The organism is Arthrobacter nitrophenolicus, assembly GCF_045833485.1.
Classification (GTDB): domain Bacteria; phylum Actinomycetota; class Actinomycetes; order Actinomycetales; family Micrococcaceae; genus Arthrobacter; species Arthrobacter nitrophenolicus.
In genome coordinates, this window is record NZ_CP174504.1 from 3,321,980 (window position 1) to 3,342,065 (window position 20,086).

The following is a 20,086-nucleotide window of genomic DNA, read 5'->3' on the forward strand; positions in this document are numbered from 1 at the left end:
AGGTGAATGACCAGCTAGAACGTCTGAACCGGCTTCCCCTCCGCAGCAACCTTCGCGGGCTGACCCCCTACGGGGCGCCCCAGCTGGATGTTCCCATCCTCTTGAACGTGAACGAAAACTCGCACGGCGTTCCGGCCGACGTGAGGACCGCCATCACCGAAGCCGTGGCAGAGGCCGCCACCAGCCTCAACCGCTATCCGGACCGGGAGTTCACCGACCTCCGCCGGGCGTTGGCGGAGTACCTGGGCCACGGACTGGACGAGTCCAACCTGTGGGCCGCCAACGGCTCCAATGAAGTGCTTCAGCAGATCCTCCAGGCGTTCGGTGGTCCCGGCCGTACAGCCCTTGGCTTCCCGCCCACGTATTCCATGTATCCGCTGCTGGCCAGCGGAACGGACACCGAATACATCAAGGGTGAACGCGCCGCTGATTATGGACTCAGCGCCGAATCCGCGGCCCGCCAGGTGAAGGAACTCCGGCCCAACATCGTCTTCCTCTGCTCACCCAACAACCCCACCGGCACCGGCTTGGGTCTGGATGTCGTGGAGGCCGTTTACGAGGCCGGAGCAGAAAGCCAGACCATCGTCATTGTTGACGAGGCCTACCACGAGTTCGCGCACGACGGCACCCCCAGCGCACTGACCCTCCTGCCCGGGCGGGAGCGGCTCATCGTTTCCCGCACCATGAGCAAGGCCTTTGCCCTCGCGGGGGCACGGCTTGGCTACATGGCGGCTGCCCCCGAAGTCACGGACGCCCTGCGCCTGGTCCGCCTGCCCTACCACCTGTCCGCCGTCACGCAGGCAACAGCCCTGGCGGCCCTGCAGCACCGCGAAGCCCTGATGGCCGACGTCGAGGACATCAAAAAGCAGCGCGACCGCATTGTCACCGAACTGACGCGGATGGGCCTCAAGCCCGCAGCCTCGGACTCCAACTTCGTCTTCTTCGGCGGCCTGGAGAACCCCCGCGAGGTCTGGAAGGAACTGCTGGATGCCGGCGTGCTGATCCGCGACGTCGGAATCCCCGGCCATCTCCGCGTCACGGCAGGAACTGAGACCGAAACCACAGCATTCCTCACCGCCCTGGAAAGCATCCTTGCCAGCCAGGCCGCGCTTCCCGCCTAGACTTGAAGTACCGGCGCTGGACGCCGTGCCACACTCCTTCTCCCGCAAAAAGGACACCTGACCATGAGTTCCACCGGATCGAACACGGCCGCGGCCCGGACCGCGCGCATGGAGCGCGCCACCAGTGAGTCGTCCGTGCTCGTGGAGATCAACCTCGACGGTACCGGCGTCTCGGACATCGACACGTCCGTGCCCTTCTATGACCACATGCTGACGGCGCTCTGCAAGCATTCGCTCATCGACATGACGGTCAAGGCCACCGGCGACATCCACATCGACGTCCACCACACCGTGGAGGACGTCGCCATCACGTTCGGTGAGGTGCTGCGCACCGCTCTGGGGAACAAGGCGGGCATCCGCCGGTTCGGCGAAGCCACCGTTCCCCTGGACGAGGCACTGGCCCACGCCGTCGTGGACGTGTCAGGCCGGCCCTACCTTGTGCACGGCGGCGAGCCTGCGGGTCAGGAGTACCACCTGATCGGCGGCCACTTCACCGGCTCGCTGACCCGCCACGTCTTCGAGGCCATCACCCTGCACGCCGGCATCTGCCTGCACATGAACGTCCTCGCCGGCCGCGACCCCCACCACATCGTGGAGGCCCAGTTCAAGGCGTTCGCGCGCGCCCTGCGCGCAGCCGTGGAGCCGGACCCCCGGGTGGAAGGCATCCCCTCCACCAAGGGTGCCCTGTGAGCGGCCAGGTCCTGAAGGACGGCGCAATCATCGATCCGTCCGCCAGCCGGAAACTGCCTTCCCCCGAAGGTAAGCCCACCGTCACGGTGCTGGACTACGGTTCGGGGAACGTCCGCTCGGCGGTGCGTGCTTTGGAACGGGCCGGCGCCGAGGTAGTGCTCAGCGCCAAGCCCGAGGACGTCCTGAACGCCGATGGCCTGGTGGTCCCGGGCGTCGGCGCCTTCGAAACTGTCATGCGGGAACTGAAGGCCGTCGACGGCATCCGCCTCATCGGACGGCGGGTTGCCGGGGGCAGGCCAGTCCTCGGGATCTGCGTCGGCCTCCAGGTGCTCTTCGAAGCAGGCGTGGAACACGGCACGGAGGCAGAAGGCATCGGCGAATGGCCCGGCAAGGTGGAACTCCTGCCCGCCGATGTGGTGCCGCACATGGGCTGGAACACGGTCAAGGTCCCCGAAGGCTCGAAGCTTTTCGCCGGCGTCGAGAACGAACGCTTCTACTTCGTGCATTCCTACGGCGTGCAGGAATGGAACTTCGACGTCATCCAGCCCCGCATGGCCCCGCCCCTGGTCACCTGGTCCGAGCACGGCGCCCCCTTCATCGCCGCCGTCGAAAACGGCCCGCTCTGCGCCACGCAGTTCCACCCCGAAAAGTCCGGGGACGCAGGCGCGCGCCTGCTGCGGAACTGGGTCGAGGCCCTGCACCGGCCCGCAGCCCAGCCTGCCGGCGGCAGCCAGGCGGACGCAGCCGGCGGTCCCGCCTAGATGTGGTCCATTGTCCTGATGGGGCTGGCCGGCCTGCTGGTGGGCGGGGCCCTGTCCTTCCGGCAGCAGCACAAGCCGCTCTGGACACAGATTTCGTTCTACGTCCTGGCGGGAATGTCCCTGCTGGCCGCCTACCTGCTGACGCTCCCGGCCGACTGACCGCTGCCAGCCATCCCCTGCACCCAACCCTGAGGAAGAACATGACCACCGCAACTGATCTGCCGGTCCTTGAACTGCTGCCCGCCGTCGACGTCGTGAACGGGCAGGCCGTCCGGCTGGTCCAGGGGGAAGCGGGCAGCGAGACGAGTTACGGCACACCGCTGGAGGCCGCCACCAACTGGCAGCAGCAGGGTGCCGAATGGGTGCACCTGGTGGACCTGGACGCTGCCTTCGGCCGCGGGTCCAACGCCGAGCTGCTGCGGGAAGTGGTTGGCCGGCTGGACATCAAGGTGGAGCTCTCCGGCGGCCTGCGCGACGACGAAACCCTTGAGGCCGCCCTTGGCCTCGGCGTGGCCCGCGTCAACCTCGGCACCGCTGCGCTGGAAAATCCTGACTGGACCCGGCGGGTCATCGAGCGCTTCGGCGACAAGATCGCCGTCGGCCTTGACGTCCGCGGAACCACCCTCGCAGGGCGTGGCTGGACCAAGGAAGGCGGGGACCTCTGGGAGGTCCTGGACCGGCTCGAGGATGCCGGCTGCGCACGGTACGTCGTCACGGACGTCACCAAGGACGGAACGCTGCAGGGCCCGAACGTGGAATTGCTGCGCCAGATGGTGGAGAAGACGGGCAAACCGGTGGTGGCCTCCGGCGGCATCTCCAGCCTGGACGACCTGAAGGTACTGCGCTCCCTGGTTCCCCTCGGCGTCGAAGGCGCCATTGTGGGCAAGGCACTTTATGCGGGCGCGTTCACGCTGCCCGAAGCCCTCGACGTCGCCGGCCGCCGCTAGGCCGCGGACGGCACGGAAGCAGACGCATGGCCAGCGAAGCAGGCACACCCCCATCACGGCAACTGCCGGGGCACATTGCGGCCGCGCTGGCCGGCGCCGGGGGAGCAACGGATTCGGCCGGCAGGCCGTGGGCCGGCCGCAGCCTCGCCGGTGACGACGCCAAAATCCACAACTTCGACGACGACGACGGAACAGCCGACGCCGGCTACCTCGCCGCGGTGGCCGGCCTCCGGGCAGGCACAGGCAGCGAATCGTCCGTCGTCGCCTCCCTCGCCACGGCACGCGTCTTCATTCCCATCGTGGCCCAGCTGGCCGAAGAGGAAGAGTCGGCCCATGGCCTGCAGGCCGACAAACAGGCGGACATGGCCCTGGTCACGCTGAAAGCCGCGGACGGCAGGACCGCCATGCCGGCCTTTACGTCGGCCGCGGCGCTGTCCGCCTGGCATCCCGAGGCCCGCCCGGTTGCCGTCTACGCCGCCCGCGCGGCCCTGTCCGCAGTGGCCAAGGGCGCGGAACTCCTGGTCCTGGACCCCGGCGCCGACGTGACGTTCGTGGTCCGCCGGCCCGCAGTTTGGGCCCTTGCGCAGCAGCAGGACTGGGTTCCCTCGTACCTGGACGCAGACCTTGCGGCGGAAATGGGGCGGGCGGCAGGCAGCTTCCCCGCGGTCCGCCGGATCGAACTGATGCCGGGCAGGGGAGTGGCGTCACGGGCCGCGGACGGGACAGCCATTCCGGGCGGCGGAGCCGGACCCGAACTGCAGGTGGTCCTCTACCTCGAAGACGGGCTGGACGCTGGCGGCGTCCAGCAGCTGGTGGCCGGACTCCAGGCGGAGTGGTCGCGGAATGTATTGTTTGGGGAGCGCGTCGACTCAATCGAGATCAAGCTGCGGCGCGCGGCAGAGTAGCCGGCAGCCCGTCGGGATGATCCCCGGTCCGCTGCGGCAGACGTAAGGACCACCTCGTGAATTTCGCCCTCTACCGGGAGCTGCTGTCCGTCCGGCCCATCCGGAGCCTGCTCCTCGTGGGCATGATCGCCCGGATACCCCACTCGGCCGCCGGCGTGCTGCTGACCCTCCATATCGTCCTCACGCTCGGGCAGGGCTATGCCGCCGCCGGTGCCGCGGCGGCCGTCATGACCATTGGTATCGCCCTGGGCGCCCCGTGGCGCGGTCGCCGGGTGGATACCGCCGGGCTGCGCAAGGCTTTGATCCCTTCTGTCATTTCCGAGGCGCTGATCTGGTCCATCGTCCCGCACGTGTCCTACCAGTGGCTCCTCCCGCTGGTCTTCGTCGGCGGCCTGTTGACCCTTCCCATCTTCAGCGTGGTGCGCCAGTCCCTCGGCGTGCTGGCCGACGGCGACCAGCGGCGGACCGCCTACGCCCTTGACGCGATCACCACCGAGATGGTGTTCATGATCGGACCGGCCGCCGGTGCGGTGGTAGCCACCAGCGGGTTTACGACGGCGGGCCTGACGGCCGTGGGCCTGGCCACGTCGCTGGCGGGGCTTTTCCTGATCTGGTTCAACCCGCCCACCCGAAGCCCGGAACAGGCGCCCGGGGAGGGGCAGAGCGAGGCTGACCAGCGCCATGCAGCGGAGGCCGCCATGGTGGCAGCCGCACCGGCCCACCTGCAGGAAGCGGCCGCCGAACTTGGTCCCGCCGCATCCCGAGCGCCGTCCGGCCTGCGCGGCAAGGTCACCCGCAACTTCGCCTGGTTCACGGCAACCGTGGCTGCCCTTTTCGCTGTTGCCGCAGGCGCGGGAATGGTCCTCAGCGGCACCGACGTCGGCATCGTGGCAGCCCTGGAAACAGGCGGCCGCCAGAGCGAAATCGGCATCGTCTTCCTGTTCTGGTGCGCGGCCTCGGTGGTGGGAGGGCTGCTCTACGGTGCCATGCACCGGCCGGTCCCTCCGATCCTCCTGCTGCTCGGCATGGCCGCCCTCACGATCCCCATGGGTTTCGCCTCGGACACCTGGACGCTGGCGCTGCTGTCCATCCTGCCCGGGCTGCTGTGCGCTCCGGTGCTGTCCGCGGCCTCGGAGAAGGTGGCGGACCTCGTCTCCGAGGAACGCCGCGGTGAGGCCATGGGCTGGTACGGCTCAGCCCTCACCGCGGGCGTCGCGCTCGGCTCGCCGCTCGCCGGGGTATTCATCGACGTCATGGGTTCCTCCGGCGGCTTCGTGTCCGTGGGAGTCGCCGGCGTGCTCCTCTGCCTGGTGGGCCTGGTTCTCCAGTTGCGCCGCCGGACAGTTTCGGCCTGACCCGCGTTCGTCGCATCCCGGAGTTTTTGTCCAGGTACGGCGACTTCCAGGCCGTCCAAGCCGCCATATCTGGACAAAAACTCCTGCTGGAACGAAGACAACTCCGGTGGGAACGACGACGGCGGGCCGGCCCCGGGAGGGTCGGCCCGCCGTCGCGGTGTGCGGAGGGGATGCAGTCTTAGTTGACGGCTCCGGTGTACTTCTCGCCCGGGCCCTTGCCCGGGGCGTCCGGGATCAGGGACTCTTCGCGGAACGCAAGCTGGAGCGAGCGCAGCCCGTCGCGCAACGGTCCTGCGTGCTGTGAACCGATTTCAGGTGCAGCGGCAGTCACCAGGCCCGCCAGGGCAGTGATCAGCTTGCGCGCCTCGTCCAGGTCCTTCAGCTCCGCGGCGTTTTCCTCGGCGGCAAGGCCAAGCTTGACCGCGGCGGCGCTCATCAGGTGGACAGCGGCGGTAGTGATGACCTCGATGGCCGGCACCTCGGAAATATCCCGGATCTGTTGGGAGACATCGGCGCCGGAGCCGGCGGAGTCGAAAACGTATGAATTACTGTCTGGCGTGCTCATACTGGTAAGCTTGACACAGACCAACTGGATGTCGTTATTTCAGAGACCAGGTTCCCACCGGTGCTTTCGGCGCTGACGGGAATTTTTTCTGTAGGATGGCATGCAGTTTGCAAGCGGAGTTCTCTCCCACCCGCGTCAGCCGCTGTTCCGAATGTTCGCTCGAGCATTGTCGGAACTCAAGGTTGCCGGGTACTGGTTGGGCATGGCCCCGGTGTACGCCGGAACCATGCATGTGGTCCCGTTACGGGCCCGCATGTACCAGCCGCCAAGAGGCCTTCGATTGCTCCGGCAATTGGGGGCCTTCTCTATTTGCCGGATTCCACAACAAAAACAGGAGCTTTAACATTAGCGAGCCAAGAATCAATGAGCGTATCCGCGTCCCCGAGGTGCGGCTGGTCGGCCCTGCAGGTGAACAGGTAGGCATCGTCCGTATCGAGGATGCCCTGCGTCTGGCTGCCGAGTCCGACCTTGATCTCGTTGAAGTTGCACCTCAGGCGAAGCCTCCGGTGTGCAAGCTGATGGACTTCGGCAAGTACAAGTACGAGGCCGCGGTCAAGGCACGTGAAGCCCGGAAGAACCAGACGAACACCGTTCTGAAGGAAATCCGTTTCCGCCTGAAGATCGACACCCACGACTACGAGACCAAGCGCGGACACGCACTGCGCTTCCTCGGCGCCGGGGACAAGGTCAAGGCCATGATCCAGTTCCGTGGCCGTGAGCAGCAGCGCCCTGAAATGGGCATCCGCCTGCTCCAGCGCTTCGCCGACGACGTCGCCGAGGTGGGCGTGGTCGAGTCCAGCCCCCGCATCGACGGCCGGAACATGGTCATGGTGGTCGGCCCGCTGAAGAACAAGGCTGAAGCCAAGGCCGAGGCCCGCCGCGCAACGCAGCGTGCTGAAGCAAAGGCGCAGAACGAAGCCAAGGCAGCCGGCCGGATTGACGTTTCCGGCAAGGACCAGGCACCCATGACGCAGTCACTGGCCGACCTGCTGCCTGAAGGTTTCACGACGTCGACTGAAGCGGAAGCACCCGCCGAAGCTCCGGAGCAGACGCCGGCTCCCGCCGTCGAGCCTGCAGCCGCAGCCGAAGCACCCGCGGAAGCACCCCAGGAGGAGGCTCCGAAGCAGGAAGCCCCCAAGGCTGCCGCGCCGGCTCCCAAGCCGGCAGCAACGGAAAAGCCCGAGGCCGCCCCGGCGGCTGCGGCTCCCAAGCCGGCAGCTGTTCCTGCGCCGCCGAAGCCGGTGGCCAGGCCTGCCGCGCCGAAGCCTGCTGCACGCCCTGCCCCCAAGGCAGTGCCGAAGCCGGCTGGCAAGAAGACCACTTAGTTCACAGCTGCCGTAGGTTCCGCCCGACGGCAGACAGCAACCAGCATGCCGCCCTTCGCGGGGCGGCTGCGTGATAGAGCTGCAGGCATAGCCTGCGGAAACGTAAGGAGATCGGTTCCCATGCCGAAGATGAAGACCCACAGTGGTGCTAAGAAGCGCTTCAAGCTGACCGGCAGCGGCAAGCTGCGCCGCCAGCAGGCCAACCGCCGCCACTACCTGGAGCACAAGTCCAGCCGTCTGACCCGCCGCCTTGCCGGCGACAAGATCGTCTTCAAGGGTGACGCCAAGGTCATCCGGAAGATGCTCGGCATCTAATTTCCAAGTTCTTTGGCTGGCACTGACTGGTGCCTGCCACCTGTAAAAAAGCCTTCTCAGGCCGCCGGGACTCCGGCAGTAGATGCTTGGGATCAGATTTTGAAGGAGTACGCACGTGGCACGTGTGAAGAGGGCGGTCAACGCCCACAAGAAGCGCCGGGTTGTCCTTGAACGGGCGAAGGGCTACCGCGGACAGCGGTCGCGCCTCTACCGCAAGGCAAAAGAGCAGCTGCTGCACTCGTTTGTGTACAGCTACGGCGACCGCAAGAAGAAGAAGGGCGACTTCCGCCGCCTCTGGATCCAGCGCATCAACGCTGCTTCCCGCGCGAACGGCCTGACCTACAACCGCCTCATCCAGGGCCTGAAGGCTGCTGAAGTTGAGGTTGACCGCCGCATGCTTGCAGAGCTGGCCGTCTCCGACGCCAACGCTTTCGCTGCGCTGGTCCAGGTTGCCAAGGACTCGCTGCCGGCCGACACCTCCGCCAAGAAGGTTGTTGCTGCCAAGTAGCAACTGGCCCCTTCCCAGGGGGCAGTTCAGGAACCGGTGGCAGCAGCCACTAGAGTTCTTCTATGAACAAAACCGGGCGCCCGCAAGACTTTCCACTGTCCAACCCCCGAGCTGATCGGGTCAGGGACGTGGCAAAGCTTGCAGGGCGCCCGGCACGTTTAAAGCGCGGACACTTCCTGGCCGAGGGGCCGCAGGCCGTGCGCGAGGCATTGAAACTGCACCAGGCACGCCTGGCCGCAGGAGCCCCCGGCGTGGTCTCCGAGGTGTTCGCCAGCGAGGCATGCCTGGACCGCTTTCCGGAATTCGAGGAGCTGGCTACGGGAACCAACGCCCGGCTCGCCACGGACGAGGTCCTTGCCGCAATGGCGGACACCGTCAACCCGCAGGGCATCATCGCCGTGTGCCGCTTCCTGGACGTGGCGCTGGAAGAAGTGCTCGACGCCGGGCCCCGCCTGATCGCAGTGCTCTGCCAGGTCCGGGACCCGGGGAACGCCGGAACAGTACTGCGGGCGGCCGACTCGGCCGGTGCCGACGCGGTTGTCCTCACCGCGTCCAGCGTGGACATCTACAACCCCAAGGCCGTCCGCTCGACGGCCGGTTCCCTGTTCCACCTGCCGGTGGTGCTGGGGGCTGATGCTGCAGCAGTTGCTGCCGCCTGCAAGGCCAGGGGAATCGGGATCCTGGCTGCGGACGGCTACGGCACCCTGAACCTGGACGCGCTGCAGGACGAGAATGCCAGGCGGAGGCTGACGGGTGCCGGTCCGGAATCCGCGTACGACCTTGCCGCGCCCACAGCCTGGTTGTTCGGCAACGAAGCACAGGGGCTCTCCCCGGACGAGCTGGAACTCGCCGACCACCGCGTTGCCGTTCCCGTCTACGGTGCCGCCGAGAGCCTCAACCTTGGCACCGCCGCCACGGTCTGCCTCTATGCCAGTGCGCGTTCGCAGCAGCCGGCCTCAGTCGCTACCTGATCCGCTGTTGGGGGATAACGGGCACAAATAAAGGCCCCGGGTTGTCCGGGGCCTTGGTGAATGAATCCCAGCTGGGAGCATCAGGGTGCGCGGGTGGCCTTTCCGCGTCCGGTGATGGCTCCGTAGATGCCGGCAACAACAAGGCCGCCAACGATTGCGAGAATCCAGGTGCCGAGGTCAAAGAAGGCGAGCTCGCCCCGGTTGAACAGGAGGCTGCCGATCCAGCCGCCAACGATGGCTCCCACCACGCCCAGTACCAGGCTGGTGACCCAACCGCCGCCGACCCGTCCGGGCATGACCGCCTTGACGATGGCCCCTACGATGAGGCCGAGAATAATCCAAGCAAGAAAACCCATGTCTCCTCCTTATGTTTACCGGGATTTAATAGCCCCGATGAGCCTCAAGCTAACATAACGGCCCCTTGATGTCAGCAGGCTTTTGACCCGCTTCCGGGGAACGCCTTAGCCCGGGCGGCAGGCGTTGGAGGGCCCCGGAGCCCGTAGGGGGTGCCGGGGCGTAGGCTGTTCCGTGACCCTCGATGCGGGGCAGGCTGGTGGGGTTTCCTTCGGGTTACGGCACGGCTTAGGCAGCCAGCGGCTTCTGGCGTTCCAGCATGCCGCTGAGAAGGGCGACGCCGAGTCCCAGGATTGCGAGGACGGCGCCAACCAGGGCAGGTGCCACGTAGCCCCAGCCCAGTGCGATGACCAGTCCGCCCAGGAAGGCGCCCAGGGCATTGGCGACGTTCAGGGCGGCGTGGTTCAGCGACGACGCCAGCGAGGGGGCATCCGGGGAGGCGTCCAGCAGGCGGGTCTGCAGGGCGGGGATCAGCATGGACCCGGAGGCGCCCACCACGAACACCATGGCAAAAGCCGACCATGGCCAGTGTGCGGCCACCGCGTAGACCACCAGGGCCACGGAGATGGCGGGCAGCACCTTGTAGAGGGTGCCCATGACCGACTTGTCAGCGATCCGCCCGCCCACGATGTTTCCGGCCACCATGCCCAGCCCGTAGAGCGCCACCACCAGGGGAATCAAGGAGGACGGGATTCCGGCCACCTGGGTCATGGTGTGCGCGATGTAGGTGTAGGTGGCGAAGAAACCGCCGAATCCCACCACGCCGATCAGGATTGCCAGCCACACCTGGAGCCGCTTGAGCGCACCGAGTTCCCGGATGATGCTCGCGTCGGGATGGGCTGCCTGGAACGGGACGAACCGCCATACCAGGGCCAGGGTCAGCAGGCCGATGAGACCCACCAGGACAAAGAGCAGCCGCCAGCCGTAGGTCTGGCCCAGCCAGGTGGCGAACGGCACGCCAACCACGTTGGAGATGCTGAGCCCCGCCATCACCATTGAGATGGCCCAGCCCCGCCTGGTGGGCGGAACCAGGGAAGCGGCGATCACCGCAGCGACGCCGAAAAAGGCGCCGTGGGGCAGGCCGGCAGCGAAGCGGGACACCAGCATGGTCCCGTAGTCCGGCGCCAGGAAGGACGTCAGGTTCGCCACGGTGAAGAACAGCATCAGGCCGAGGGCAAGATGCTTGCGCGGAAGCCTGGCGCCCACGGCGGCGAGCAGTGGCGCCCCCACCACCACGCCCAGGGCATAGGCGGAGATGAGGTGCCCGGCTTCGGGGGTGCTGATGCCCAGGCCTTGTTCCACTTCCTTCAGCAGGCCCATCATGGTGAATTCGGTGACGCCGATGCCCACGCCGCCCATGGCAAGGGCAATGATGGCCATGGCCAGGTTGTGGGAGGTGGCGGGGGCTGCCGTGGACGTGGAAAGGGCGCTGCTCATGTGCCTGCTTTTCAAAAAGGGTTGCTGACGGAACTGGTGCTGCCACGGCGATGGGGCGGGAAGGACGGGGTCCGGAGGCGGAAACCCCGGAGGGGATAGCTGTATTCCCCGGCCCGGCGGGAGGAACTCCGGGTGCTCCCATTGTCCCCCATAGAATGGGGCGGTGACTGAACTGATACGGGTGGTGGGCGGAGCCATCGTGGACAGCCTGGCTGAACCGGCCATGCTGCTGGTGGCCCGGCGCAGCGCGCCGGAAAGCCTTGCAGGCATGTGGGAATTCCCGGGCGGCAAGGTGGAGCCGGGCGAGGACGCCGAGACGGCACTCGTGCGGGAACTGCTCGAGGAGCTGGGCGTGGGGGTCCGGCTGGGTAACGAGTTGCCCGCCCCGGATGCCAACGGCTGGCCACTGAATGAGCGCGCCGCCATGCGGGTGTGGTTCGCCGAGGTTACCCGTGGAGAGCCGCGGCCCCTGGAAGACCACGATCAACTTCGGTGGCTGCCGCTTGCCGATCCCGCGGCGGTGCTTGGCCTGCCTTGGATCCCCGCGGACTTCCCGATTGTCCGCGCGCTGCTCGAGAAGGTGTCAGTGCCTGCCGGCGGCGCCCGAACCTAGAAACCCGGACCTAGAAAAGGGTTGGCTGCCCGGCCTGTCCGCCGGACCGGACCGGTCCCGGCGCCTGGCTTCCTGGCGCTTCCGGAATGATCCCTGCCGGATACTCGGCTTCTTCGCCGCGGGGATCGTCGAGGTCCCGGTGGCTGAATCCCGAGGAATGCGTGAACCCGTGCCTGGCCTTGAAGTAGCGGACCTTCCCGGCAAGCCAGCCCCGGTACTCCTTGGACGCATAGGATCCGGTGCCGTACAGCTGCCGGTAGCGGCCCACCAGCCCGGGGTGGTTTGCGGCCAGCCATGTCAGGAACCATTCGCGGGTGCCCGGCTTCAGGTACAGGGCTCCGGCGGTCACGCCCGTGGCGCCCGCTGCAGCCAGCGAGGCGAAGAGCGCGTCCAGCGCCTCATCGCTGTCCGAAAGCCAGGGAAGGATGGGCATGGCCATCACTCCGCAGGGGAGCCCGGCCTCACGAAGCCGGCTCACCAGCTTGAGCCGTGCCCGCGGGCCCGGCGTCCCCGGCTCGATTGCTTCGGACAACGCCTCGTTGGTCATGGCCAGCGATATTCCGAGGCCCACCGGAACCTGGGTGGCAGCACTTTTAAGCAGCGGGATATCCCGCGCCAGTAGCGTGCCCTTGGTAAGGATGGACAGGGGAGTGCCTGAATCGGCAAGTGCCGAAATGATGCCTGGCAGGAGCTTGTACCGTCCCTCGGCCCGCTGGTAGGGGTCCGTGTTGGTGCCGAGCGCCACTTGTTGCCGTGTCCACGAGGGTTTGGCCAGTTCCTTGCGGAGGACTTCAGCCGCATTCACCTTGACTACCACCTGGCTGTCAAAGTCCAGGCCGGCGTCGAAATCCAGGTATGTGTGGCTCTTGCGGGCGAAGCAGTAGACGCACGCGTGGCTGCAGCCGCGGTAAGGGTTCACCGTCCATTCAAAGGGCATGCGCGAACCTGCCGGAACCTTGTTGAGCACCGATTTTGCGGTGACCTCATGGAAGGTGATGCCGGCGAATTCCGGAGTGGTCACCGAGCGGACCAGCCCCGCCAGCGGGAGGAGGGCGGGACCGGGCCCCGCGGCCTCCGCGGCCGGAGCCGGAACCAGTGCTTGGGCGTCCCATCTCATGCCCCCATTCGAAAACATGTTCGAATGAATGTCAAGGCCGGCAGGCTCAGGCGGGCGCCAGGCTGGCCAGTTCCCACATCACTGTGACCGCCGTTTCCACCCGGCTTGTTCCGGGCTCCACCGCGATGGCCTCGGCCGCGCTGGCGCGCTGGAACCCAGCCAGGGGAACAGGCACTTGTCCGGGGGCGTGCTCGGTCACGGACAGTACACGTCCCAGCCCGGCCGAGGCCAGGGCGGCGAACTGTCGTGCGGCCTGCAGGGCGTCTTCCCAGGCGGCCGCCCGGGCGCGCTCCCTAACCGCCGAGTCATCGGCAAGGGTGAGTTGAAGACTGTTGAGGCGAACGGCGTTGCCGCCTGCCCGGACAGCTTCCCCGATCAGGCCGGACACGGCGGCGGCATCCCGCAGTCGGACGCCAAGCGAGCTGGAGGCAACATAGCCTGCCACCTGCTGTCCTTCGCCCTCGCGCCACACGTAGTCCGCCCGCACGTTCAGGCCCGTCGACTGGACATCGGCGGCGGCCACGCCCCCGGCGCGCAGGGCCTCCGTAACCGACGCCAGGGCTGCGCCGGCAGCGGAATAAGCGGCATCGACGGAAGCGGCCCGGGTCTCCACCCCCAGGGTAACGAGCGTCAGGTCAGGGGCCGTTTCCGCGCGCCCGGTTCCCGTCACCGTGACAGTTCCGGCAGGCCCGCTCGGTTGAGCGCTGCCCACCGTGATTGTGCCCATGGTGCTCACGCCCGTGCTTCCGGCAGCCGGCGGGACTGGCCGCGCGACGGGTAGCCGCCGGCGGCCAGCCCCGCGTGCCGCTCGAAAGGATTCGCGGTCCCCGGATTCCCGGTCCGCAGGACGGACCAGCCCGCGGCCAGGAGATACAGGGGAAGGAAAGGAATGCCACCGCACCAGGCGTACTGCGTGCAGTGCCGCTCCTCGTGGCCAAGCAGCCCGGGCACGGTCAGGAGGTCCTCTGCCGGTCCGCGGAACAGGACCACGTTTCCAAGGGTGAAGGCCCGGGCGAAGGGCAGGCGCCAGCGGTATCCGCCGGCCAGTACCAGTCCGCGGGGCCCGGGGGCAGGCTGTGTGCGCGCAGCCGCGGCCACCGCGAGTCCCAGCACCGTGCTGCCGTTGGCCAGGTTGACTGCCTTCCGCAGCCGCTGGGCAGCGGTCAGCGGCGGTAGGGATCCCGGGCGCCGCCGCAGTGTCATGAGGCCATGGTAGCCGGAGGGTTCAACTAGACTGGAGGGCAGTGCCCGCAGGTTTTGCCGGCGGGCCCTGACCTGGTCATTGAATGTACTGAATTTGAGGACATTCATCCATGACCTGCCAGTGACGGACGCGCCGCCGGGAAACCGTGCAGGACGCTCTGCTCACCGGCAGCCACGACTCGTAGCTAAGAACAGTAGATGACTGAAACTTTGCCGGGCGCCGCTGCACCGAACCCCACGGATGAAGCCGCCATCAATGCCGCTGTAGACCAGGCCATCACCGCCATTGCCGGTGCGGCCACCCTTGACGAGCTGAAGGCGGTGAGGCTCGCGCACACGGGGGAGAAGTCCCCGCTCAGCCTCGCAAACCGCGAAATTGGCAAGCTGCCGAAAGACCAGAAGGCGCTCGCCGGTAAATTGATGGGCGCGTCCCGCGGACGGGTCAACAAGGCGCTCGCCGACCGCACGGCCGTGCTGGAAGCGGAAAACGACGCGCGGATCCTCCTCGAGGAGACGGTGGACGTCACGGCGGCCCCGCGCCGCCGTCGCGCCGGTGCCCGGCACCCGCTGTCCACGCTCCAGGACCGCGTGGCGGACATCTTCGTGGGCATGGGCTGGGAAATCGCCGAGGGCCCGGAAGTCGAGTCCGAATGGTTCAACTTCGATGCCCTGAACTTCAAGCCGGACCACCCGGCGCGCGAAATGCAGGACACCTTCTTCGTGGAACCCCCCGAAGCGCACCTCCTCATGCGCACGCACACCTCCCCGGTACAGGTGCGCTCCATGCTGGAGCGCGAGGTGCCCATCTATGTGCTCTGCCCGGGCAAGGTGTTCCGGACCGACGAACTGGATGCCACCCACACCCCGGTGTTCCACCAGTTCGAGGGCCTGGCGATCGACAGGAACCTCAGCATGGCCGACCTCCGCGGCACGCTGGAGCACTTCGCCCGGCAGATGTTCGGTGACGAGGCCCAGATCCGGCTGCGTCCCAACTACTTCCCGTTCACCGAGCCGTCCGCCGAGCTGGACATCTTCCACCCCGGCGCCAAGGGCGGTCCGCGCTGGATCGAATGGGGCGGCTGCGGCATGGTCAACCCCAACGTGCTCCGCGCCGCGGGCATCGACCCGGACGTCTATTCAGGTTTTGCCTTCGGCATGGGCATCGAACGCACCCTCATGTTCCGCAACGAGGTGGGGGACATGCGCGACATGATCGAAGGCGATGTACGTTTTAGCGAGCACTTCGGGATGGAGATCTAACAGTGCGTATCCCACTTTCCTGGCTGCGTGAATTCGCAGAGGTACCGGCCGGAGCAACGGCCGAAGACGTCATGGCCGAACTGGTCAAGGTCGGGTTCGAAGAAGAGGACGTGCACCGTCCCACCGATGCCCTGCAGGGCCCCATCGTGGTGGGCCAGGTCCTCAGCCTGGTCAAGGAACCGCAGAGCAACGGCAAGACCATCAACTGGTGCCAGGTCCGGGTTGTCCCCGAAGGGCAGGAACAGAAGCTCACCGGCAAGGGCATCGACCCGTCCGGCGTGCAGGGCATCATCTGCGGCGCCCACAACTTCGTTGAAGGCGACAAGGTGGTGGTCACCCTTCCGGGTGCCGTGCTGCCCGGCAACTTCCAGATCTCCGCCCGGAAGACGTACGGCCACCTGTCCGCGGGCATGATCGCCTCGGTGCGGGAACTGGGCATCGGCGAGGACCACGACGGCATCCTGGTGCTGTCCCGCATCGGCCTGGATCCCGAGGTCGGCACAGACGCCATGGAGCTCTTGGGCCTCTATGACCAGGCCGCCGAAATCAACGTCACCCCGGACCGCGGCTACGCCTTCTCCATCCGGGGCGTCGCCCGCGAGTACGCACACGCCACCGGCACCACCTTCACCGATCCCGCGGCAAAGGTCCAGGTCCCGGCGGAGCTGTCCGGCGGCTACGGCGTCAAGCTGAACGACGACGCGCCCATTTACGGCAAGCCCGGCTGCGACCGCTTCGTGGCACGCACCGTCCGCGGCGTGGACGCTACCCGCCCCACCCCGCCGTGGATGGTGTCCCGGCTGCGGCTGGCCGGTATCCGCTCCATCTCGCTTCCGGTGGACATCTCCAACTACGTCATGCTCGAACTGGGCCAGCCCACGCACTGCTACGACCTGGACAAACTGTCCGGGGACATCGTGGTGCGGCGCGCCGCCGCCGGTGAGAAGATCACCACCCTCGATGACAAGGAACGCACCCTCGACGCCGAGGACCTGCTCATCACCGACGATTCCGGTGCCATTGGCATCGCCGGCGTGATGGGCGGGGCGGCAACCGAGGTGGGCGATTCGACGTCGAACATCCTGGTGGAGGCAGCGCACTTCGACGAGGTGTCCATTTCCCGGTCCCGGCGCCGGCACAAGCTGCCGTCCGAAGCGTCCAAGCGGTTCGAACGCGGCGTCGACTGGCAGGTGGCCGGCGTGGCCGCCCAGCGTGTGGTGGACCTGCTGGTGGAGCTGGCCGGCGGCACGGCGGACACGACCGGCACGGATGTGGGCACCGCCCCGGACACCGTGACCATCGAGCTGCCTGCAGGGTTTGCCGCGGCCCGGATCGGCATCGACTTCACCGAGGAACAGATCGTTACGTCCCTGGAGGACCTGGGCGCGGCCGTCGTGAAGAACGACGGCGGCTGGACGGTGACTGCCCCGAGCTGGCGCCACGACCTGGAGACCAAGGAAGACCTTTCCGAGGAGATCGCCCGGCTGGTGGGCTACGACAAGATCCCCGCCACCCTGCCCGTGGCACCTCCCGGCCGCGGCCTGACCCGCGTGCAGCAGCAGCGCCGCCGCCTGATCCAGGCGCTGGCGGACGCCGGGCTCACCGAGGTGCTGTCCTACCCGTTCGTCTCCAAGGCAGCCAACGACACCTTCGGTGTGGCCGAGGAGGGTGCTGCCCGCAGCGCCGTGAAGCTGGCCAACCCCATCAGCGAGGAGCAGGGCTACCTGCGCACCTCCATCCTGCCGGGACTGATCGAGGTGGCCAAGCGCAACCACTCGCGTGGCTTCCGGGACCTGGCGCTGTTCGAGTCCGGCCTGGTCTTCCTGCCGGACGGGACGGTGGGCACCGCCTCCATCCCGCCGCTGGGCGCCAAACCCGCCGACGATGTGCTGGACGCGCTGTACGACGGCGTTCCGGCCCAGCCGTTCCACGTCGCCGCCGTCCTCACCGGGCACGATTCGCCGGCGGCAGCGGCCCACACCCCCCGGGTCTGGGACTGGGCGGACGCACTGGACGTCGCACGCCTGGCCGGTGACGTGCTCGGCGTCGAGCTGGTGGTGACGCAGGACAGCCACCAGGCCTTCCACCCCGGCCGTGCTGCCCGGCTGTCGCTGCGCAGCGGTGAAGTGGTTGGCTACGCGGGCGAGCTGCACCCCAAGCTGCTTGCCGCCGCGGACATGCCCGCGCGGTCCGTGGCCCTGGAACTCAACGCCGACGCGCTGTTCGAGGCCGCGCCGGATGTCATCGTCGCCCGCCACATCTCCCCGTTCCCGGTAGCCACCCAGGACGTGGCGCTCGTGGTGCCAGCCGATGTCCCCGCGGACGACGTCCTGGCTGCGCTCCGCGAGGGCGCCGGCGAACTGCTGGAGGACGTTGCCCTGTTCGACGTCTATGCAGGCAAGGGGATCGAGGACGGCAAGAAATCGCTGGCCTTCGGGCTGCGCTTCCGCGCCGCGGACCGGACGCTGACGGCTGACGAAGCATCGGCCGCACGCGAAAGTGCAGTGGCCCTCGCAGCGGAACGGTTCGGGGCAGTCCAGCGCTAGCGGCGGCCACGGAACATGTGCCCATGAGGCATCCAAGGGGCGGGGCGGCATGGCACCAGAGCTAGTGGTGCGTGCCGTCCCGCCCTTTGCTGTGCCCGGGGAAGCCGAACGGGTCCGGCGGGACGCCGAAACGGTTCTTGACGGGCCTGAACTGGCCCGGGCCCGGGCCATGGAACCGGAGGCGCGGGACCGGTTCCTGGCCGGGCGGCTTGAGCAGCGGCTGTTCGTGGCCGGCCTCCTCGCGGTGCACCCCGGACGCCTGGCCGCCAGTTACAGCTGCCCTTCCTGCGGCAGCGGACCGGCTGTCAGCCACGGACGGCCGGGCTACCTGCTCGACGGCGTGCCGGCGCCGGTGGCGTTCAGCGCCTCCCGGGCAGCCGGCTGGACCCTGCTCGCCGCCATGGTCGGGGCGGCACCTGGATGCCGGCTGGGGGTGGACCTTGAGGATCCCGCCCGGACGGGCTTTGCCGGGTTTACGGCGCTGGCACTCACACCCAACGAGCAGCGGGCTGTGGGCCACCTTTCGGGGAGTGCCCTGCTGGCGGAGCGGGCCCGGCTGTGGGCCCGGAAAGAAGCCTGGCTGAAGATGACCGGGGAGGGCCTGCGTACCACGCCGTCCGCGGTGGATGTCCTGGCGCGCGCCGGGATCCGGGACCTGGTGCCCGCGGAGACGGGCCTGCCTCCCGGTCTGGCGGCCGCCGTCGCACTGTCCGGCTAGGAAACCCTGGCCAGCGGCAGCGGCGGCAGTGATTCCTCATAAAGCCACGGGTGCAGCAGGGCCTCGGCGTCGACGGCGGTGGCCCGGTTGATGGCGAGGATGAAGTCATGCGTGCCAACGGACCCGTGCCGGTTGGCAGCGGTCCATTCCTGCAGCAGGGCAAAGAATGCCAGGTCCCCGCACGCCATCCGGACGGCATGCAGCGCCAGCGCACCCCGCTTGTACACCCGGTCATCGAACATGTGCTCCGGGCCCGGATCGCCCACCAGGATGTCCTGCGCGTCCGCCTCCAGCCGGTGCCAGGCGGCCCCGGCGCGGGCGGCCACCGTCATGACGCCGGCTTCCTCGGACCAGATCCACTCGGCGTAGCAGGCAAAGCCTTCGTGCAGCCAGATGTCCTGCCAGGTTGCTGCCGTCAGCGAGTTTCCGAACCACTGGTGTGAGAGTTCGTGCGCGATGAGCCGCTGCGACTCCCAGTCCGGGTCCAGGTGGTTCGGCCCCAGGATGGACAGGCCCTGGGCCTCCAGCGGGATTTCCAGTTCGTCCTCCGTCACCACCACCGTGTACCCGGGAAACGGGTACGGGCCAAAGCAACTGGTGAACGTCCGCATCATGGCCGGCTGCAGGGCAAGGCCTGTCCGCGCGCGCCCCGCCAGGGCCGGGGTAACGGCTACATGCTGCGGCACCGCGGGGGCGTGCCGGCCCGCGTCCAGTTCCAGCAGCCCGTACCGGCCGATCTGCACGGTGGCAAGGTACGTGGCCATGGGCTCCGCCTGCTCGTAGACCCAGGTCTCGCGGCTGGAACGGGTGGTCCGCGACTGGAAGACCCCGTTGCAGACTGCCCGGTAATTCGCGTCCGTGGTGACCGTGAACCTGTAGCTGGCCTTGTTCCGGGGGTGGTCGTTGCAGGGGAACCAGGAGGGAGCGCCATTGGGCTGGCCCGCCACCAGGACGCCGTCGGACAGCTCTTCCCAGCCCACCTCGCCCCAGAGTCCGCGCCGGGGTGCCGGGTTGCCCTCGTACCGGATGTCCAGCGTGAACCGCTGCCCGGGCTGGAGGCCTGCCTGCCCGGCCACCACCAGCTGGCCTGCGCGCTGGCTGAAGCGCCCCGCCTTCCGCCCGTCCAGCTGCACCTTGGTGGCACGCAGGTTTCCGGCCAGGTCCAGGACAATGGCCGACGCCGGCGCCTGGGCAACGCCGTACAGCACCGCCCTGCTGCTGAGCCGGTTGCTGCTGACTTTGTAGTCAAGCTCCAGTTCGTAGCGTTCAACCCGATATGCGTTGCTTCCCGCCCCGGGCAGGTAGGGGTCGGGAGCCGCGGGAAGGGTTGCTGCCGGGACGCTTCCGCCGGCCTCTGCTGGAAAACTCATCAATA

22 protein-coding genes are annotated in these 20,086 nt (G+C 67.8%); 15 read left to right on the forward strand and 7 right to left on the reverse strand.

Going from position 1 to position 20,086, the window contains the following annotated elements; translation table 11 throughout:
* Positions 1–2: 2 nt before the first annotated feature.
* The 7 genes from ACJJV6_RS15360 to ACJJV6_RS15390 all read left to right on the forward strand — a co-directional run bounded on the left by ACJJV6_RS15360 (position 3) and on the right by ACJJV6_RS15390 (position 5,779).
* Positions 3–1,121, forward strand: coding sequence for a histidinol-phosphate transaminase (locus ACJJV6_RS15360; protein ID WP_407709360.1), 1,119 nt, complete (start codon positions 3–5; stop codon positions 1,119–1,121).
* Positions 1,122–1,184: 63 nt separating this feature from the next.
* Positions 1,185–1,811, forward strand: coding sequence for an imidazoleglycerol-phosphate dehydratase HisB (gene hisB, locus ACJJV6_RS15365; protein ID WP_407709361.1), 627 nt, complete (start codon positions 1,185–1,187; stop codon positions 1,809–1,811).
* Positions 1,808–2,572 carry an imidazole glycerol phosphate synthase subunit HisH gene (gene hisH, locus ACJJV6_RS15370; protein WP_407709362.1) on the forward strand — a complete coding sequence of 255 codons (765 nt, stop codon included), beginning with the start codon at positions 1,808–1,810 and terminating at the stop codon, positions 2,570–2,572. Before hisB ends, hisH begins: the two co-directional genes overlap by 4 nt.
* Positions 2,573–2,731, forward strand: a complete 159-nt coding sequence (locus ACJJV6_RS15375; protein WP_407709363.1) for a hypothetical protein — start codon at positions 2,573–2,575, stop codon at positions 2,729–2,731.
* 41 nt (positions 2,732–2,772) lie between these two features.
* Positions 2,773–3,519: a bifunctional 1-(5-phosphoribosyl)-5-((5-phosphoribosylamino)methylideneamino)imidazole-4-carboxamide isomerase/phosphoribosylanthranilate isomerase PriA gene (priA, locus tag ACJJV6_RS15380; protein ID WP_133349862.1), complete on the forward strand. Its 747-nt coding sequence runs from the start codon at positions 2,773–2,775 to the stop codon at positions 3,517–3,519.
* A gap of 26 nt (positions 3,520–3,545) precedes the next feature.
* Positions 3,546–4,424: an SseB family protein gene (locus tag ACJJV6_RS15385; protein WP_407709364.1), complete on the forward strand. Its 879-nt coding sequence runs from the start codon at positions 3,546–3,548 to the stop codon at positions 4,422–4,424.
* Between the two features lie 56 nt (positions 4,425–4,480).
* Positions 4,481–5,779, forward strand: a complete 1,299-nt coding sequence (locus ACJJV6_RS15390) for an MFS transporter (protein ID WP_407709365.1) — start codon at positions 4,481–4,483, stop codon at positions 5,777–5,779.
* Between the two features lie 178 nt (positions 5,780–5,957).
* Here the strand turns inward: ACJJV6_RS15390 and ACJJV6_RS15395 are convergent, their stop codons facing one another.
* The gene (locus ACJJV6_RS15395; protein WP_009358637.1) at positions 5,958–6,344 is read right to left on the reverse strand and encodes a DUF1844 domain-containing protein; all 387 of its coding nucleotides are present in this window, start codon (positions 6,342–6,344) and stop codon (positions 5,958–5,960) included.
* 386 nt (positions 6,345–6,730) lie between these two features.
* Here ACJJV6_RS15395 and infC point away from each other — a divergent pair, with 386 nt between their 5' ends.
* The 4 genes from infC to ACJJV6_RS15415 all read left to right on the forward strand — a co-directional run bounded on the left by infC (position 6,731) and on the right by ACJJV6_RS15415 (position 9,463).
* The gene (infC, locus tag ACJJV6_RS15400) at positions 6,731–7,669 is read left to right on the forward strand and encodes a translation initiation factor IF-3 (RefSeq protein ID WP_009358636.1); all 939 of its coding nucleotides are present in this window, start codon (positions 6,731–6,733) and stop codon (positions 7,667–7,669) included.
* Between the two features lie 120 nt (positions 7,670–7,789).
* Positions 7,790–7,984: a 50S ribosomal protein L35 gene (rpmI, locus tag ACJJV6_RS15405; RefSeq protein ID WP_009358635.1), complete on the forward strand. Its 195-nt coding sequence runs from the start codon at positions 7,790–7,792 to the stop codon at positions 7,982–7,984.
* Between the two features lie 115 nt (positions 7,985–8,099).
* Entirely contained in the window at positions 8,100–8,492 is a 393-nt protein-coding gene (rplT, locus tag ACJJV6_RS15410; RefSeq protein ID WP_009358634.1) for a 50S ribosomal protein L20, read from the forward strand.
* A gap of 62 nt (positions 8,493–8,554) precedes the next feature.
* Positions 8,555–9,463 carry a TrmH family RNA methyltransferase gene (locus tag ACJJV6_RS15415; protein ID WP_407709366.1) on the forward strand — a complete coding sequence of 303 codons (909 nt, stop codon included), beginning with the start codon at positions 8,555–8,557 and terminating at the stop codon, positions 9,461–9,463.
* Between the two features lie 80 nt (positions 9,464–9,543).
* Here ACJJV6_RS15415 and ACJJV6_RS15420 read toward each other — a convergent pair whose 3' ends face one another.
* Both ACJJV6_RS15420 and ACJJV6_RS15425 read right to left on the reverse strand, forming a co-directional pair.
* Positions 9,544–9,819, reverse strand: a complete 276-nt coding sequence (locus tag ACJJV6_RS15420) for a GlsB/YeaQ/YmgE family stress response membrane protein (RefSeq protein WP_407709367.1) — start codon at positions 9,817–9,819, stop codon at positions 9,544–9,546.
* A gap of 226 nt (positions 9,820–10,045) precedes the next feature.
* Complete coding sequence (locus tag ACJJV6_RS15425; protein ID WP_407709368.1) at positions 10,046–11,254, reverse strand: MFS transporter; 1,209 nt, start codon at positions 11,252–11,254, stop codon at positions 10,046–10,048.
* A 163-nt stretch (positions 11,255–11,417) separates the two neighbouring features.
* On the opposite strand from ACJJV6_RS15425, the gene ACJJV6_RS15430 reads away from it, so the two are divergent.
* Complete coding sequence (locus tag ACJJV6_RS15430) at positions 11,418–11,867, forward strand: (deoxy)nucleoside triphosphate pyrophosphohydrolase (RefSeq protein ID WP_133349852.1); 450 nt, start codon at positions 11,418–11,420, stop codon at positions 11,865–11,867.
* A gap of 10 nt (positions 11,868–11,877) precedes the next feature.
* On the opposite strand, the gene ACJJV6_RS15435 is transcribed toward ACJJV6_RS15430, so the two are convergent.
* The 3 genes from ACJJV6_RS15435 to ACJJV6_RS15445 form a co-directional block, all read right to left on the reverse strand.
* Positions 11,878–12,984: an Rv2578c family radical SAM protein gene (locus ACJJV6_RS15435; protein ID WP_407709369.1), complete on the reverse strand. Its 1,107-nt coding sequence runs from the start codon at positions 12,982–12,984 to the stop codon at positions 11,878–11,880.
* 46 nt (positions 12,985–13,030) lie between these two features.
* Positions 13,031–13,654, reverse strand: coding sequence for an SIMPL domain-containing protein (locus ACJJV6_RS15440; RefSeq protein ID WP_407709370.1), 624 nt, complete (start codon positions 13,652–13,654; stop codon positions 13,031–13,033).
* A gap of 62 nt (positions 13,655–13,716) precedes the next feature.
* Positions 13,717–14,187, reverse strand: coding sequence for a hypothetical protein (locus tag ACJJV6_RS15445; RefSeq protein ID WP_407709371.1), 471 nt, complete (start codon positions 14,185–14,187; stop codon positions 13,717–13,719).
* A 198-nt stretch (positions 14,188–14,385) separates the two neighbouring features.
* Here ACJJV6_RS15445 and pheS point away from each other — a divergent pair, with 198 nt between their 5' ends.
* The 3 genes from pheS to ACJJV6_RS15460 are packed head-to-tail and all read left to right on the forward strand — an operon-like array spanning position 14,386 to position 18,711.
* On the forward strand, positions 14,386–15,447 hold the full coding sequence (gene pheS, locus ACJJV6_RS15450) for a phenylalanine--tRNA ligase subunit alpha (RefSeq protein WP_009358627.1): 1,062 nt from the start codon (positions 14,386–14,388) through the stop codon (positions 15,445–15,447).
* A 2-nt stretch (positions 15,448–15,449) separates the two neighbouring features.
* On the forward strand, positions 15,450–17,993 hold the full coding sequence (gene pheT, locus ACJJV6_RS15455) for a phenylalanine--tRNA ligase subunit beta (RefSeq protein ID WP_407709372.1): 2,544 nt from the start codon (positions 15,450–15,452) through the stop codon (positions 17,991–17,993).
* A gap of 49 nt (positions 17,994–18,042) precedes the next feature.
* Positions 18,043–18,711: a 4'-phosphopantetheinyl transferase family protein gene (locus ACJJV6_RS15460; RefSeq protein WP_407709373.1), complete on the forward strand. Its 669-nt coding sequence runs from the start codon at positions 18,043–18,045 to the stop codon at positions 18,709–18,711.
* Here the strand turns inward: ACJJV6_RS15460 and ACJJV6_RS15465 are convergent.
* Positions 18,708–20,081: a M1 family metallopeptidase gene (locus ACJJV6_RS15465; protein ID WP_407709374.1), complete on the reverse strand. Its 1,374-nt coding sequence runs from the start codon at positions 20,079–20,081 to the stop codon at positions 18,708–18,710. The genes ACJJV6_RS15460 and ACJJV6_RS15465 overlap by 4 nt on opposite strands.
* Positions 20,082–20,086 lie beyond the last annotated feature (5 nt).